The sequence below is a fragment of the Pseudomonas sp. P1_F7 genome (assembly GCF_056405655.1).
The window spans coordinates 121,950-136,962 of record NZ_JBFUBR010000009.1 but is presented as its reverse complement, the minus strand read 5'-3'; the positions used below and the strand labels follow the sequence as shown (position 1 = coordinate 136,962).

Below are 15,013 nucleotides of genomic sequence, written 5' to 3'. Positions count from 1 at the left end.
GCAACCGCCGCCCTCGATGGTTCAACCCATCCAGCCCAGAGTCGCCATGGCCAGCACGCCGTAGCGGGCGCCTTTGGCCAGGGTGACGATCAGCAGGAAGCGCCCCAGCGGTTCGCGCATGACCCCGGCGACCAGCGTCAGCGGATCGCCGATCACCGGCAGCCAACTGAGCAGCAATGACCAATGGCCGTAGCGTTGGTAATGCAGCCGGGCTTTTTCCAGATGCCGTGGGCTCACCGGAAACCAGCGCCGGTCGCGGAACCGCTCGATTCCGCGTCCCAGCCACCAGTTAAGCAGCGACCCCAGAACGTTGCCGAACGTTGCCACTGCCAGCAGTGCCCAGAGCCAATAGCGATCGCTGAGCAGCAGGCCGACCAGCACCGCTTCGGATTGCAACGGCAGCAGCGTGGCGGCACCGAATGCCGCGAAAAACAGCCCGAGATACGCGCCGGACATCAATGGGCGGGGTAGTTCGCAACCACCACGTCAGTGCCGTCCTTTTTCAGGCCGAGGACCTGATAGGCATCGCTCATGCCGTCCATTTCCATGCCGGGCGAACCCATGGGCATGCCGGGGGCCGCGATGCCCAACAGATCGTCGCGCTTGCTCAGGGCCAGGACCTGGTCGGCCGGGACGTGACCTTCAACGAATTTGCCGTTGATCAACGCGGTGTGGCACGAGGCCAGGCGCGGCGGCACGCCGTGCTGTTGCTTGAACTCGCTCATGTTGGCCTCGACATGGTCTTCGACCTTGAAGCCGTTGGCCTGCAGGTGAGTGATCCATTTTTTGCAGCAACCACAATTGGCGTCGCGATGAACCTCGATGGGAATGAGGTCGGCAGCCTGGGCCAGGGAGGACATGAACAGGGCGCTCAGGGCGATCAGGCGCAGAGGGTTTCGCATGGGATTCGTCTCGGCTAACGGGCAAAAAAACGCATTCTGACCATTTTTTCCGGTCAGGCATTCAAGGAGTGTTTCGAATTACTACAAAGATCCGCTGTTCGATGATGGTAGATCAGCGCTGTCAGGCAGATGAAGGGCGCATTACAAAATCGTCAGGTGAAAGGCAGAAGGTGCGTGTCTATGTGATCCCCGGGTTCAAAAAAGGTTCTTCACGCAATTCCGGGGAACACCGATACCTGTAGGAGACGGTTTGCTGGCGATGGCGGCCTCCTGGCTGGAGTATTTTATTGGTGGTGTACATATCCATTTCTGCGGTAACGGCCGCCTATGGTTCCGCTTTTACAGCGGGTTACTTGGAAAAGCGCCAAGTAACCAAACGCTTTTGCCCCTTACGTTCGGTGCCTCGCCTAGGCTCGGCATCCCCTCGCTCCGGTCCTGCTCCGTGGGCCCGCCGCGATCGGCCATCCATGGCCGTACGCGGCTAACCCGGCATCCATGCAGGGTTGCCCACTGCGCAGAACCTGCGCTCGGCCTCTCGAGGGGGCGTGCACCGCAACAGCACCGCGAGGCGAGCTAACGCTCGACCTCGTTGTATGGTGGTGTACGCGTTCCCCTGTAGGAGCTGCCGAAGGCTGCGATCTTTTGATCTTGCTTTTGCGATCTGGAAATGGTCTGCCGGCCAAGGCCTGACGCGGTGTTGCCCGGCCCGCCCGGTTCATCGAACGGGCCGGCGACCCTTACCGGTCGAGCAGTTTCATGACTTCTTCCGGATAACGCAGGCCAGCAGTGGCATTCGCCGGAAAGATCGCCTCCAGCGCGTGCAGTTCATCTGCGCTTAGTGTTACATCCAGAGCGGCCACGTTTTCCTCCAGGTATTTGCGTTGCTTGGTGCCCGGAATCGGAATCAGGTAATCACCCTGGGCCAGCACCCACGCCAGCGCCAGTTGGCCCGCCGTCACGCCTTTCTCTGCCGCCAGCGCTTGTACCTGTTGCACCAGCAGCAGGTTTTTCGCGAAGTTTTCGCCCTGGAAGCGTGGGCTGAAACGGCGGTAGTCGTCCGCCGCGAAATCATCCGGGCTTTTCAAGGCGCCGGTCAGAAACCCTCGCCCCAACGGGCTATAGGGCACAAAGGCGACGCCCAGACGCTGGCAGGCCGCCAGGCAACCGTTTTCTTCCTGATCACGGCTCCACAATGAATATTCACTTTGCAACGCACTGATCGGATGAACCTTGTGCGCCCGTTCCAGTGTCACTGCCGAGGCCTCGCTCAATCCCAGATAACGCACCTTGCCGGCACTGACCAGTTCCGCCATGGCGCCGACGGTTTCTTCGATGGCCACCTGCGGGTCGATTCGGTGCTGGTAATACAGGTCGAGGGTGTCCACGCCCAGGCGCTTCAAGCTGCCGTCGATGGACTGGCGAATGTATTCCGGTCGACCGTTGACGCCGCGGGCGGTGGGGTTGGCCGGGTCGCGGACGATACCGAACTTGCTGGCCAGGAACACCTGGTCGCGCTTGCCGGCGATGGCCTTGCCGATCAGTTCTTCATTGGTGTGCGGGCCGTACATATCGGCGGTATCGAGCAGGTTGACGCCCAGTTCCAGCGCGCGATGCAAGGTGGCCGTGGCTTCGCGGGTATCCGTGCCAGTGGTATAGAAGTCGGTCATGCCCATGCAGCCCAGGCCGATGGCCGACACCTGCGGACCGTTTTTTCCCAATTGACGTGTGTGCATGAAATCAGCTCCCTGTGAAGTGAATCGCCATTGTTCGCCTCGACAGAAACAAGATAAACCGGCTAAAACGGCTATCACTATTCGTTAAATCCAAATAATCAGCCGGTGGAGCCAGCAATGGACCGTTTCAACGCCATGCGCGTCTTTACCCGAATCGTCGAGCTCGGTGGCTTTGCCAGGGCCGCCGACAGCCTGCAATTGCCCCGGGCCTCGGTGACCACCCTGATCAAGCAACTGGAGGCACATCTGGGGGTGCAACTGCTGCAACGCACCACACGGCAGATCAGTCTGACGCTCGACGGTGCGGCCTATTACCCGCGTTGCGTGCGTCTGCTGGCGGATCTGGAAGAGACCGAAGCGGTGTTCAGCGCTGCACGCCACAATCCCAAGGGGCTGTTGCGCGTGGACATGCCGGCGGGGGTGGGGCGCCTGGTGGTGATTCCGGCGCTGCCGCAATTCACCGCCCGCTATCCGTTGATCGAGCTGGAAATCGGCTTGAATGACCGGCCGGTGGACCTGATCCGCGAAGGTGTCGACTGTGTCTTGCGCGGAGGCTCGCCGCTGGACGATTCGCTGGTGGCGCGGCCGCTGGTGATGATGGATCAGGTGACCTGTGCCAGCCCCGACTATCTGCGGCGGCACGGAACGCCCCATACGCTGGATGACCTGCGCGAGCACCGGATGGTCGAGTACTTCTCCAGCAGCAGCGGAAAACGCTATGGGCTGGAGTTTGTTGTCGATGGCCAGGTGCAGTCGGTCGACCTGCCCAAGCAGGTGGCGGTCAACAGTGCCGATGGCTATCTGGCAGCGTGCGAGGCCGGATATGGCCTGGTGCAGACGCCGTACTATCACGTGGCGCGGCAACTGGAGGAGGGGCGCTTGTGTGAGGTGCTGAGGGAAGTGCCGCCACCGGGCATGCCGATGACGGCGCTTTATCCGCCGCACCGCCAGTTGTCTCGGCGGGTGCGTGTGTTTGTCGATTGGCTGGTGGAGCTGTGTGCCCAGCCCGGCAATGACTTTTACCGGAAGGATTCAGGACGTTGAACCGCTATTAACGATGTTGGTAGTAACCCGGTCCGCCATGGTCGTAGTAGTGATTGTGGTGCCAGCCCCCGTGGGGGAAAACAATGCAACCGCTCAGGGTCAGGATGGCCAGCAGGGGAATCAGCAATGTGATTCGACGCAACATGTGAAAGTCCTCATGGTTATCGCCGCAATGAAGCTAAAACTCTTCATCGGCTGTAACATGAGACCCCGCATGTAGCGGCTTATCCCCGAAACCGGGTAAGCGCTTGGTATGCGCATTGATACAAACCGGATACATTTTCAGATTCAGGAACCCGCAATGACTCAGTCGCAACGTTTGAAATACTCGATTCTGATCTCCCTGGTGGTGCTGGGGATCATGTTTGGCCTTTCCTGGTTGCAGAACACCGGCGTCATCAGCGAAAAAATGTTCCAGTACATCGCCATCGGCGTGGCGGTGATCGTGGTGGTCGTCAATGGCGTGATGCGCCGCAAGGTCAAGCCCTGATCATTCGATCATTGGTTGCGCAAGATGGCAGCAGCCTGGGGATGCAGGCTGTAGCTTTTGTCGGGGTTGAGGACTATCACGCCTTCGCTGCACAAGCGCTTTAGCACTTCACGCACGCTGAGAAACGACAACGGAATGTCCAGGTCCAGCAATTGGCTGTGCACGCCACGCACGCCCAGGCTGCGGTCGTTTTCGGCGGCTGTCAGCAGGGCATCGATGACTTTCAGGCGGATCAGGCTGGTTCGCAGGCCATAGCTTTTGAGCAGGACTCTGATCCGCTCGTTGCCGTGGCGATCGGTACGCGGCTCGAATACACCGACTCCCATGGAAGTACCCTTTGGCGCGTTGCTACCATCCGTTGGCAGTTGCGAGTTGTACATTGCAAAACTCCTTTTCAGAGCCTGATCAGGAAAAATTGGGCGCTCTTACAGGACTAGACGTATGAGCAGCGCAAATCATGAAGGCTCAAATGTAGAAATTTTGTCGCCGCTGTGTGATCAACCTGTCAGCCCACCTGCCGATGCGCGATAAAACCCTAAATTTTTGATGTGAGCTTCGTCCCTACAGGGAGGCACAGCGCGCGCAGTCATGCGCAGCCGTGGCCATCGTTTTTTCGATCAGGAGCGAGCGTGACTATTTCCAGCCAGTTAACCAGGTTGAGCCTGGCGGGTATGACTCTGGGGTTGAGCCTGGGGCTGAGCCTTGCGGCGAGCGCGAGCGGTTCGCCTGCGCAAACGAGTGCCGACATCCGCCGAACCAGTTTCGGCGTACCGCACATCCGCGCCGACAACGAGCGCGGGCTCGGCTATGGCATCGGCTATGCCTACGCCCAGGACAACCTGTGCCTATTGGCCAACGAGATCACTACGGTCAGCGGCGAACGTTCGCGGTATTTCGGGCCGGATCAGGAGAACCTGGTCAGCGATGTGTTCTTCACCTGGCTGAACACCCCGCAAGCCGTCGCCGGTTTCTGGCAGGCCCAGACTGCGCAAGTGCGTGAGCTGGTTGAAGGCTATGTGGCGGGGTACAACCGCTCCTTGAGCGAACGTCGCGCCCAGGGTTTGCCGCAGCAGTGCCAGGGCGATTGGGTGCGCGACATCACGGCAATGGACCTGGTCAAGCTGACCCGGCGCCTGTTGGTCGAAGGTGGCGTTGGCCAGTTTGCCGAAGCCCTGGCCGGTGCCGCGCCACCCCAAGCTGTGGCCCGGGCGTCGAACGCACCGGCAGAGTTCCAGGTGGCCGCCACGCGGATGCAGCGTTTTGCCCTGGACCGGGGCAGCAACGCCGTCGCGGTCGGCAGCGAGCGTTCTTTCAACGGACGTGGCATGTTGCTGGCCAACCCGCACTTTCCGTGGGTCGGCGGCATGCGTTTTTATCAGATGCACCTGACCATTCCCGGCAAACTGGACGTGATGGGTGCGGCGTTGCCCGGCCTGCCGGTGATCAACATCGGTTTCAATCAACATCTGGCCTGGACCCACACCGTGGATTCGTCCAAACATTTCACGCTGTACCGCCTGCAACTGGATCCCAAGGATTCGACCCGTTACCTGCTCGACGGGCAGTCCTTGCCAATGGACAAACAGACCGTGACCGTCAACGTCAGGCAGGCGGACGGGCAGGTCCAGGGGATTTCCCGGGTGGTCTACAGCTCGAAGTTCGGTCCGGTGGTGCAATGGCCGGGAAAACTCGATTGGGATCATCAGTACGCCTTCAGCCTGCGCGACGCCAATCTGGATAACGACCGCGTCCTGCAGCAGTGGTACGCGATGAACCGCGCTGAAAACCTCAAGGATTTCCAGGCTTCGGTGCACAAGATCCAGGGCATTCCGTGGGTCAACACGCTGGCGGCGGACGATCAGGGGCAGACGCTGTACATGAACCTCTCGGTGGTGCCCAACGTCAGTGCCGACAAGCTGGCGCAGTGCAGCGATCCGCGGATCGGTCTGCAGATGATCATCCTTGACGGATCCAACAGCGCCTGTGCCTGGGACATCGACCCACTGGCGCCACAACCGGGCATTTATGCGTCGGACAAGTTGCCGCAACTGCTGCGCACGGATTTCGTCCAGCACGCCAACGATTCGGCCTGGATGGCCAACCCGGCGCAACCGCTGACCGGCTATTCGCCCTTGATCAGTCAGGACAATCAGCCGTTGGGGCTGCGTTCACGCTTTGCCCTGGACCGTTTGAGTACGCTGACGACGGCCGGAAAAATCGGGGCGGCGGACTTGCAACGGATGGTCATGGACGATCAGGTTTATCAGGCGAATCAAGTGATGCCGGACCTGCTGCAATTCTGCGCGGCGGATCTCGGTGCCGATGCAAAAGCGCTCACGCCACTGTGCGCCAGCCTCAAGGCCTGGGACCGCAAGGCCAACCTCAGCAGCGGTCTGGGCTTTGTACACTTCCAGAATGTCATGGAGGCGTTGGAGCCAGTGCCGGACGTATGGCGTGTGGCATTCGATCCGCAGGATCCGCAACATACCCCGCGCGGTTTGGCGGTCGATCACCCGGAAGTGGCGAAGGCGCTACGGGCAGCGATGCAGGCCTCGGTTGAGCAAGTCAACGCTTCAGGACTGAAACCCGACAGCCGTTGGGGTGATATCCAGGTGGCCAGCAGCGGCGGACAACAGACGCCGATCCACGGCGGGCCGGGTACGCTGGGGGTCTACAACGCCATCCAGAGCGTGCCGCGCAGCGATGGCAAGCGCGAAGTGGTCAGTGGCACGAGTTACCTGCAAGTGGTGACTTTTGACGAAAACGGACCGCAGGCCAAAGGGCTGCTGGCGTTCTCGTTGTCCAGCGACCCGGCCTCGAAGTTTTCACGGGATCAGACGCTGGCCTTTTCGAAGAAGCAATGGAGCGTGTTGCCCTTTACCGAGCAACAGATCTTGTCCGATCCGAACTATCAGGTGCAGACGATTCGTCAACAGGATGCAAAGGTGACTGCGCAGTAAGGTCGTGGAGTTCTGCATGATCGCTGAAGGCCGCACCCCGCAAGGGTGGCGGCCTTTTCAGCTTTTCGGGGGCTTTTGCGGAATCGCGTTGACCACCAGATTGCCGTTCTGATTGCTGGTCAAGTACACCGGCAGGACCCGCGGCAAGGACTTCACCAGGCCGTTGATCTCTTTGATGTTGTAGATGCCGCCGATATGGATCGAGCCGGTGCTGTTGTCAGCGACCATCAACGGTTTGTCCAGGTAGCGATTGATCAAGGGCAGTGCATCGCTCAGTGCCAGATCGTCGAGCACCAGCTTGCCCTGGCGCCAGGCCAGTGAACTGTCATTGTCATAGGTCTGGCTGATGTGGGGGATGGAGTCGCCATGGCGATAACTGGCCTGCATCGACGGGCCGAGACGCAAACCGTCGCCAGTCAGGTTGGCGTTGCTGCTGACCAGCACTGAACCTTCGACCAGATTGACCTTGACCTGGTCTTCATACATCCAGACGTTGAATTGTGTGCCGGTCACGCGAATTCGGCCTTCAGCGGCCTTGACCACAAACGGGTGGCGGGTGTCATGGCTGACACTGAAGAAGGCTTCGCCTTTTTTCAGCGAGACTTGCCGTTGATCCTTGTAGTTGCTGTACGTCAGCTCACTGCCCAGGTTCAGTTCCACCTGGCTGCCGTCGTCCAGGGTGACCGTTCGAACATTGTCGGACGCTTCGAAATGCTGGTACGCGTTCGGTACCCAGCCCAGGTGCCAGCCGCCATATCCGGCCAAAGGCAGTGCCAGGGCACACACCGCCGCTGCGATAGCCAAGCGGCGCCACGGGTGTTCGGGTTGGGGGCGAACCAGCGGCACGACGGGCTCGGGACGCGGCAAGTCGCCGGCGACATCCCAGATCTCCAGCATCGCTTCGTACTCGAAGGCATGGAGCGGATGCGCATCGCGCCATTGCTCGAACGCCAGGCGCTCTTGCGCGGTGCAGTCATTGGCGTGCAGACGCATGCACCAATGCGCAGCGGCATCGGTGATGGCGTCGTATTCGGCTTCCGAGAGCGTGTGTTCAGTCATTGGCTCATCCTGATTTCGTGCATTCTAACCTTGGGGGCAGTCTGCGAGAACATCAGTCATGGCATTTAACCATCAATGTGTGATTCTTTTTCAGCGCCTCGGCTCTGGAGCACCTGCTGTTTGGGTAGCAGTATCCATAGGGACGCGTGAAAAAAAGATCAAAACAAGCACCATTGTGGCGCGCAGATCCGGGGATCTGCGCGTTATTACGTCGGGATCAGGTTTCAGAGGTCGCAGTGACCGGTACCGGGTCCAGTTGACGGCCCATTTCGCAGATCAAAAAGGCGATCGAGTCGGCATTGTGCAAAATGACGTCGATTCGGAACTTCGAATCCTGCACGTTTAAAAAAGCTTCCCGTGCCTTATCCATGGTCTTGCTCCCCGTCAGCCGCAGGATGGTCTTACCGACGTGATAAGAACCCGGTATCGAATCCAGGCTGATCCACGTTTGCAGCCCACTGTTCCAGTGTGCGAACAATTTTTCCTTGGGCGTTTCCATCGACAAGGCTACTCGCTGAAAGTCCAGCTGATCTTGTTTCATGGCTGTGCCATAGGCGGTGATCGGCGATATCAGATCGCTGAACGGCCGCCTGGCCTCAAGGTATGCAATGTCCACGGCCGCGGAAAACAAATGGGCGAATTCGTGTATCAGCGTGGCGGCCTGGCTATGGCCGTCGACATTGAAGGGCTGTGACAGACAGGATTTGTACCAGTCGAGTTGTTGATCGAAGAATCTTTCGGTGAAGTGCACATTGCGCTGTTGATCCTTGTCCAGGACAAACGCGACGAGGTTGTCCTTCGGGTCCCGGTTTGAACCCACGATAAAGCGTTGCGAGTTCATCCAGTCTTCATCAGGATCGACCAGCGCATTGCAAATGGGAACGATGGCCTGTTTGATTTTGTCGATCAGCCCTTTGTCGACCTGGCCAACACCAAAGAACCTTTTCAGGAACGTATCCAGTCGTGTACCCGGGACGAGTTTGCGCAGCTGTACCAGGTTGTGCAGGCTGTTGAACGCGTAAAAGCGCGCCATGTCGATGGCCTGCACGATCATGTGGGCTTTTTCGGGATGTTTTGCGCGGATTTCTTCCATCCCCTGAGCCTCGATGTTCAGCACCTCCCGGGCGGCATGGGCATAGGCAAACTGGTTGTGCATTTTCGAGACGGCTTTGCCGAAGTGGACGGTATGGGTGTCCGGGTCGATCACCAGTTGCTTGTCGGATGCCGCCTGTAACACGGGGCCTTCTTCTTCCCCTTTGATTATTTTCCAGACCGCCCCGATCTTGTTCACGCCGTACACCTTGCCGGCAATGGCGGCGAAGGTTTTCTTGCTGGCCGCTTCGAGGTAGGTGCCGTCCGTGCGGCTATTCGTCAGGTCCTTGAGCTCTACCGTGGTTTCGAACGGTTGCAGCCGCGTGCGCAGCGGTGCTGTTGACCGGACCTGCGACCAGGGTTGCGCGATAACCGGGGAGGTAACCGGCTGAGCAATTGCTTCGCCGGTTGCCTGGGCGGTGTCGGCCCATCCTTCAAGCGATAACCGGCCCAACGACACGATTTGCGCCGCCCCGGCAATAAAGTCGCGCAACGCGGTCGTCCAGTGATGGTCCTGCAAGGCTTGCGCCGAATTCAGGGCGTCCTTGTAGGCCTTCCAGAGAAACTGCACATAGGCGAGCTTGCCCGGCAGCAGGCCTGAGATGCGCTCGATGCCGGAGCCGAACAGGTGTTTCACCGCCTCCCAGTCCGACTGACCGGTAGCGTGCGCCTGGCTGGCGAGCAACTGCACCAGCAGTTGGGTGTTGTCATGGAATAAACGGGTGAGCAGGTTGCCGCCGATGGGGTTGGACGCGAGGGTGATTTCGCTTGGTCGGCCGACGGTGGACTTGAACAGGTTGCGAAACAGCGTTTGCTCACTGTCCGGCAGGCGACGAATCAGCATGTCCTGCAATGGCCCCGGCGTGTTGAGCGCCGCGACAACGCTGGCCTCATTGTCGAACTCAACGAACGGTGAACCGCCGGGGTGGTAAGGGGCATAGAGGATTTGCGGGCCTGCTTTGCCTTCGCCGGGACCCATCAGGTACAGGCCCAGCGCCTTGACGGCGGTGGCACCGGTTGTCTTGATCAGTTCCAGTGGCCGGGCAATTGCGTGCGCGCCTTCTACGCTCGCCCGGGCGATGGCGTCCGGCATGTCCAGCACTTGCCGAAGCAAATCGAAAGCGCTGTCGGACAGTCGTTGCTGCAGTTTCAACTCGTGGGCGTGTTGCAGCAGTTGCCAGGGCAGTTGCTTGATAAAGCGCAGCATCCGGCTTTCGACGTCGGCCGCTTTATTCGACAAGCTGTCGGTGACTTGCCTGGCGTAGTTCTGCGCAATGTTCAGTGACAGCAACAGTTGACGCACAGCACTCTGGTCCAGTCCCTCGGGCAGGGCTTGAGGGGTTGCCGAGCTGACTTTGAATCCGCTGCCCTGCGCGATGTTGACGTGGTTCAAGGCGAACCTGGTGAGGCTTTGGGCGGGGCCGACCAGGATCAGGTCGGGGGTGATTTCGATGTCGTTCGGATCAGGTTTTTTTGCGGGGAAGCGGCTGCCGAGCAACGACTTCAACGTTTCATGCACATACGACTCAAGGGATTTGATCCCGTGCAAGTAGTCTTTGTCCTCATCGACGCTGTTGCGGTATTGCTCCAGCAGTTCAACGTGCAGACGCTGGTCTTCCAGCGGCGCCATTCCCAGCCAGGCGGGCAGGGACTGCTGCCGGGTGATCGCCCGTGAGATCGAGGTGGCCCTGCGCAGGTTGGTGTTGAAGGACGTTTGGGTCAGGGCTTTCAGCGCTTTGTTCTTCTTTGTGTCGTTCAGATCGAAGGTGCGTACGTGTTCGCAGCGGGCCAGAAAGTGCTCGATGGACGATTGCGCGACCCGCTCCAGTACAGAGCCTTCAATCAGCCGCAGCGGTCCCAATGCGTAGCGTTGGTGAAAGACGCGCTGGGCCGGAGTGAGGTTTTCCAGCAGCGCCAGGCGTTGTCGTGGGTCGAGCAGGCGGCGGTTCAGTTCCAGCCGTGCACGGCTGATGGTGTCAAAGACTTCCAGGCCCTCGGCGGGTGTCCACAGGATCGTCCGGCCGGAATGCGAGGGGTCGAGCCCGCCACGCTCGGTCAATAGCAGACAATGAGCCAGGGGCAGGACATCCTTCTGACCGGAGCACTCCAGGGTCAATGAATAGGCATCGGGCCGGAAGCCCTTGAGTGACAGGCGGTTTTGCCGGTCGGCCTTATCCGGGTTGAACACTGTTTCGACAATGGCCCGATCCGCATCCCGCAGTGTCGCGCCGAGCACCCGCAGGCTGGCCTCGCCACGGATGCCAACGGAAAGTGCATGGGCCAGGCGGGGTTTCATGTTTTCCAGGTAGACCCGTTGCAAGGCCAGAGAAGCGACCGGTTGTGCTGCGAAATCTGCGTTGATCTGTGTTTCGATGTCGCTGAAGGTCTTGACGAAAGCTGCCGCCGTATCGGCCAGCACGATGGAGGGCTGCTGATCGCCGGACAACACGGGCCGCGTGCTCCAGCGTCCGTCGGTAGCCAGCGTCAGCAGTCGCTCGCTGATCATCGAGCGGATATCCAGCGCCTTGTCGAACAGAGCGTGGATGTCCACGCTGCCGTCACTGTGACGGAACACCTGCAGGGCATATTCCATGTTCTGCAGTTGCTTGCTGATGATGGCGTCGAAGAGCCTGGGGAAGATCGTGCCGGAAATCACTTCCCCGGTCACATTCGGCCGGTCAAAACCGATGAAACGCTGGCGTTCGTCCAGGCTCAGCAGGCCATAGAGCTCATCCTCGTGACCGGCCGCGCTGAACTTGCTCAGCACGGTATCGCTTAAGTCCTGATAGTCCTTGAGTACCTGCAGGCCTGCGGTGGGCGTGTAGAGAAACGCATGGCTGGCGCTGACCATCAGTGATCCGGCCAACTCCACATAGTTGGCCTGGTACTCCCACAGGCGCACGGTTTCGACCGTCATTGATTCGTTCGTCCGGCTGGCCGTCGAGATCAACGCGTGCAAGTCCTGGCTTTGCTCCGCAGTGATGATCCCGGCTTCGCGCTTGAGCAGCAGTTGCACTCGCGCCTGATCGGTGATGGCGCGGCCGAAGAATGCGCGACGCGATGCGCCATCGGCGCTCGCCGCAGCCCAGAAACCTTCGAGCTGCCCGATCAGCAGGCTGACCAGCTTGCGCGAGACTGTCGTGACTGCGGCTTCCCAGTGCGCCTGGTCAGCGTGAGCCGGGGGTTTTTTCGGATGGGAAAATTCAGGGGACTGCCCGGACGGCCAGCGCTGATGGCGATAGTGCAGGAGGACGGCGTCACTCAGTGACAGGGAATTGACCCAGCGTCGGGTTGAGTTCTCGTCAGTCGTTGCCAGATAGAAATTCACCTGGGTCTGGCTCTGGTCCAGACCGGGAAAAGCTGTAGCCAGCTGTTCACTGAGCAATGCCTCGAGCAGCGACGTCAGGGACGGCAGCGCTTTCAGTTCATCGAGCAGGGCTTGGTCATTGATTTGCTGATGGCTGGAGAGGGCGTTGCGCTGGTCTTCGAACACCTCACCGTCGATGGTTTGAAAGTCCAGTTCGATGTCGGCGGCGTCCACCACGGCCTTGCGTTGAGACAACGCCATGAAGGCCAGCAGATTGTTGTCTTCGTCGACCGCTTTGAGTTGCTTCACCAGCTGTTCGGTCAGGGCCGAACGGTCAGTGAACTTCTTTATCCCGGCGTACGGGGTGTAGAGAATCACGCCATTGTCATCGGGCGTCGCGGTCAGCAAAAAACTGCCGGCCAGTGCCACAGGTTCCAGGTTCGGGATTTTCAGCAGGATTTTTTTTGCCAGCATGGGCGGCTTCTGCTCATCGCGCAGTGCCTGGGTGGCCAGTTCGATATGGCTGAACCATTCGAAGTCCTTTTGCGTCAGCCCGTGGGTTTTGCCAAGTTCTCTCCAGAGGCCGCGCAACGTCAGCGCCTCAGGGAAAAACAGCGGAGTTACTGGTGTAGGCATCGTCGAGTCTCGTTCAAGGCGCCACTCAAAGGCGCCTGTGGATTGAGCTTCGAGACTAAAAGCCGATGTGTTGACGCCGGTGGTAAATAGATAACGCACGGGCCGTGGGCATAAGTGACAGGGATAAACGCTATTGACCCTGAGCGAAAGGTTGACAGGTCGCTCGCCGCGCGTTGTTAATCGGCGGGTCTTTGTACGCTGTTGTTCCCTCCAATAATTAGTCTGGAGCTTCAGATGTCTGCGCCACACGATCACACGTCCAATACGGTCTCGTCATACCTGTCACTCGAAGCGCTGAGCGCTTTGCTGGAGAAAATTTTTCTGCGTCACGGCACATCGGCCGACGTTGCCCGGGTGCTGGCGCAAAACTGCGCCGGTGCCGAGCGCGACGGCGCGCACAGTCACGGGGTATTCCGGATTCCGGGTTATGTTTCGACGCTGCAAAGCGGCTGGGTCAATGGCCAGGCCGTTCCGGTGGTCGAAGATGTGGCTTCAGGGTTTGTGCGGGTCGATGCCGGGAACGGTTTTGCGCAACCGGCCCTGGCAGCGGCACGTGAACTACTGGTGCAGAAAGCCCGAAGTGCCGGCATCGCGGTGCTGGCGATTCGTAACTCACACCATTTCGCTGCCTTGTGGCCGGATGTCGAACCCTTCGCTGATGAGGGCCTTGTGGCATTGAGCGTGGTCAACAGCATGACCTGCGTGGTGCCCCACGGTGCGGACCGGCCGCTGTTCGGCACCAATCCGATTGCCTTCGCTGCGCCGCGGGCCGATGGCGCACCGATTGTCTTCGATCTGGCCACCAGTGCCATTGCCCATGGCGATGTGCAAATTGCCGCACGCGAGGGTGAACGCTTGCCGGCAGGGATGGGCGTGGACAGCCTCGGCCAGCCGACCACAGACCCGAAAGCGATTCTTGAGGGCGGCGCGTTGCTGCCTTTTGGCGGGCACAAGGGCTCGGCGTTGTCGATGATGGTCGAGTTGCTCGCGGCGGCACTGACCGGCGGCAACTTTTCCTTCGAATTCGACTGGAAGAACCACCCTGGCGCCAAGACGCCCTGGACTGGCCAATTGCTTATCGTGATCGATCCGAGCAAAGCGGCGGGGCAAAGTTTTGCCGAACGCAGCCAGGAACTGGTGCGGCAAATGCACGGTGTCGGCTTGAAGCGTTTGCCGGGTGACCGGCGTCATCATCAGCGCGCCAAGTCGCTGGCCAATGGCATTGAACTGGATGCCCGGACGCTGGCGAACTTGCGGGAGCTGGCGGGGGGCTGATCCTTTAGATACGCCGCAACCCCCTGTGGGAGCGAGCTTGCTCGCGATGACGTCAGCCTGTTCAACACAGATGTTGACTGGACTGCCGCCATCGCGAGCAAGCTCGCTCCCACAGAGGGATTCATGGCTGATAGATCGCGTGTTTAGCGACGTCCCAGCAGCAACCCCACCACCAGGCCAAACCCGGCAGAAATGGCCACGGTTTGCCAGGGATGCCCGCCGATATAGATTTCAGTGGCCTCGACCGCGGGCAGGGTCCGGTCGCGCACGCTGCTCACCGAATCCCCTGCCTGCCGGAGTTTCAGGGCGATTTGTCCACGAAGTGTCTCCGCTTCTTCCCCGACCAGCGAGGCGCTGCTTTTCAGCAGTTTTTCCGACTCTTCGATCAGCGTTTTAAGTTCGCTGAAGGCTTGATCCTTGATTTGATCTTCGGCGGCTTGCGCGGCGGTTTTACGGGCCATTGAAGTACTCCTTGCAGGTAAGTGGACAATGAACAATGGAGTCAGCCGTCGTCG

At 59.8% G+C, this 15,013-nt stretch carries 12 protein-coding genes; 4 read left to right on the top strand and 8 right to left on the bottom strand.

Translation table 11 applies throughout. The annotated features are described in order from the left end of the window. Positions 1–21: 21 nt before the first annotated feature. The 3 genes from AC1D1M_RS15290 to AC1D1M_RS15280 form a co-directional block, all read right to left on the bottom strand. Entirely contained in the window at positions 22–456 is a 435-nt protein-coding gene (locus AC1D1M_RS15290; protein WP_095946089.1) for a YqaA family protein, read from the bottom strand. After that, positions 456–902, bottom strand: a complete 447-nt coding sequence (locus AC1D1M_RS15285) for a DUF411 domain-containing protein (protein WP_477776293.1) — start codon at positions 900–902, stop codon at positions 456–458. Before AC1D1M_RS15285 ends, AC1D1M_RS15290 begins: the two co-directional genes overlap by 1 nt. A gap of 737 nt (positions 903–1,639) precedes the next feature. Continuing rightward, positions 1,640–2,635 (bottom strand): aldo/keto reductase, encoded by a 996-nt coding sequence (locus tag AC1D1M_RS15280; RefSeq protein ID WP_477776292.1) that lies wholly within the window; start codon positions 2,633–2,635, stop codon positions 1,640–1,642. A gap of 117 nt (positions 2,636–2,752) precedes the next feature. Here AC1D1M_RS15280 and AC1D1M_RS15275 point away from each other — a divergent pair, with 117 nt between their 5' ends. Next, positions 2,753–3,679 (top strand): LysR family transcriptional regulator, encoded by a 927-nt coding sequence (locus AC1D1M_RS15275; protein ID WP_477776291.1) that lies wholly within the window; start codon positions 2,753–2,755, stop codon positions 3,677–3,679. 7 nt (positions 3,680–3,686) lie between these two features. Here AC1D1M_RS15275 and AC1D1M_RS15270 read toward each other — a convergent pair whose 3' ends face one another. Beyond that, positions 3,687–3,824 (bottom strand): hypothetical protein, encoded by a 138-nt coding sequence (locus AC1D1M_RS15270; protein WP_477776290.1) that lies wholly within the window; start codon positions 3,822–3,824, stop codon positions 3,687–3,689. Positions 3,825–3,980: 156 nt separating this feature from the next. On the opposite strand from AC1D1M_RS15270, the gene AC1D1M_RS15265 reads away from it, so the two are divergent. Further along, positions 3,981–4,169: a hypothetical protein gene (locus AC1D1M_RS15265; protein ID WP_007983579.1), complete on the top strand. Its 189-nt coding sequence runs from the start codon at positions 3,981–3,983 to the stop codon at positions 4,167–4,169. Between the two features lie 8 nt (positions 4,170–4,177). Here AC1D1M_RS15265 and AC1D1M_RS15260 read toward each other — a convergent pair whose 3' ends face one another. Next, complete coding sequence (locus AC1D1M_RS15260; RefSeq protein ID WP_477776289.1) at positions 4,178–4,549, bottom strand: fe2+ zn2+ uptake regulation protein; 372 nt, start codon at positions 4,547–4,549, stop codon at positions 4,178–4,180. Positions 4,550–4,798: 249 nt separating this feature from the next. Here AC1D1M_RS15260 and pvdQ point away from each other — a divergent pair, with 249 nt between their 5' ends. Beyond that, positions 4,799–7,129, top strand: a complete 2,331-nt coding sequence (pvdQ, locus tag AC1D1M_RS15255; protein WP_477776288.1) for a bifunctional acylase PvdQ — start codon at positions 4,799–4,801, stop codon at positions 7,127–7,129. 57 nt (positions 7,130–7,186) lie between these two features. Here the strand turns inward: pvdQ and AC1D1M_RS15250 are convergent, their stop codons facing one another. Both AC1D1M_RS15250 and AC1D1M_RS15245 read right to left on the bottom strand, forming a co-directional pair. After that, complete coding sequence (locus AC1D1M_RS15250) at positions 7,187–8,188, bottom strand: FecR family protein (RefSeq protein WP_477776287.1); 1,002 nt, start codon at positions 8,186–8,188, stop codon at positions 7,187–7,189. A 217-nt stretch (positions 8,189–8,405) separates the two neighbouring features. Next, positions 8,406–13,223 carry a dermonecrotic toxin domain-containing protein gene (locus AC1D1M_RS15245; protein WP_477776286.1) on the bottom strand — a complete coding sequence of 1,606 codons (4,818 nt, stop codon included), beginning with the start codon at positions 13,221–13,223 and terminating at the stop codon, positions 8,406–8,408. Positions 13,224–13,457: 234 nt separating this feature from the next. Between AC1D1M_RS15245 and AC1D1M_RS15240 the strand changes: the two genes are divergently transcribed. Next, positions 13,458–14,498 (top strand): Ldh family oxidoreductase, encoded by a 1,041-nt coding sequence (locus AC1D1M_RS15240; RefSeq protein WP_477776285.1) that lies wholly within the window; start codon positions 13,458–13,460, stop codon positions 14,496–14,498. A gap of 143 nt (positions 14,499–14,641) precedes the next feature. On the opposite strand, the gene AC1D1M_RS15235 is transcribed toward AC1D1M_RS15240, so the two are convergent. Beyond that, on the bottom strand, positions 14,642–14,959 hold the full coding sequence (locus tag AC1D1M_RS15235; protein WP_477776284.1) for an ElaB/YgaM/YqjD family protein: 318 nt from the start codon (positions 14,957–14,959) through the stop codon (positions 14,642–14,644). Between the last annotated feature and the right edge of the window lie 54 nt (positions 14,960–15,013).

Bases quoted from the DNA above. Each gene is read 5' to 3' on its own strand.
- AC1D1M_RS15290 (WP_095946089.1), bottom strand. From the start codon at position 456: ATGTCCGGCGCGTATCTCGGGCTGTTTTTCGCGGCATTCGGTGCCGCC.
- AC1D1M_RS15285 (WP_477776293.1), bottom strand. From the start codon at position 902: ATGCGAAACCCTCTGCGCCTGATCGCCCTGAGCGCCCTGTTCATGTCC.
- AC1D1M_RS15280 (WP_477776292.1), bottom strand. From the start codon at position 2,635: ATGCACACACGTCAATTGGGAAAAAACGGTCCGCAGGTGTCGGCCATC.
- AC1D1M_RS15275 (WP_477776291.1), top strand. From the start codon at position 2,753: ATGGACCGTTTCAACGCCATGCGCGTCTTTACCCGAATCGTCGAGCTC.
- AC1D1M_RS15270 (WP_477776290.1), bottom strand. From the start codon at position 3,824: ATGTTGCGTCGAATCACATTGCTGATTCCCCTGCTGGCCATCCTGACC.
- AC1D1M_RS15265 (WP_007983579.1), top strand. From the start codon at position 3,981: ATGACTCAGTCGCAACGTTTGAAATACTCGATTCTGATCTCCCTGGTG.
- AC1D1M_RS15260 (WP_477776289.1), bottom strand. From the start codon at position 4,549: ATGTACAACTCGCAACTGCCAACGGATGGTAGCAACGCGCCAAAGGGT.
- AC1D1M_RS15250 (WP_477776287.1), bottom strand. From the start codon at position 8,188: ATGACTGAACACACGCTCTCGGAAGCCGAATACGACGCCATCACCGAT.
- AC1D1M_RS15245 (WP_477776286.1), bottom strand. From the start codon at position 13,223: ATGCCTACACCAGTAACTCCGCTGTTTTTCCCTGAGGCGCTGACGTTG.
- AC1D1M_RS15240 (WP_477776285.1), top strand. From the start codon at position 13,458: ATGTCTGCGCCACACGATCACACGTCCAATACGGTCTCGTCATACCTG.
- AC1D1M_RS15235 (WP_477776284.1), bottom strand. From the start codon at position 14,959: ATGGCCCGTAAAACCGCCGCGCAAGCCGCCGAAGATCAAATCAAGGAT.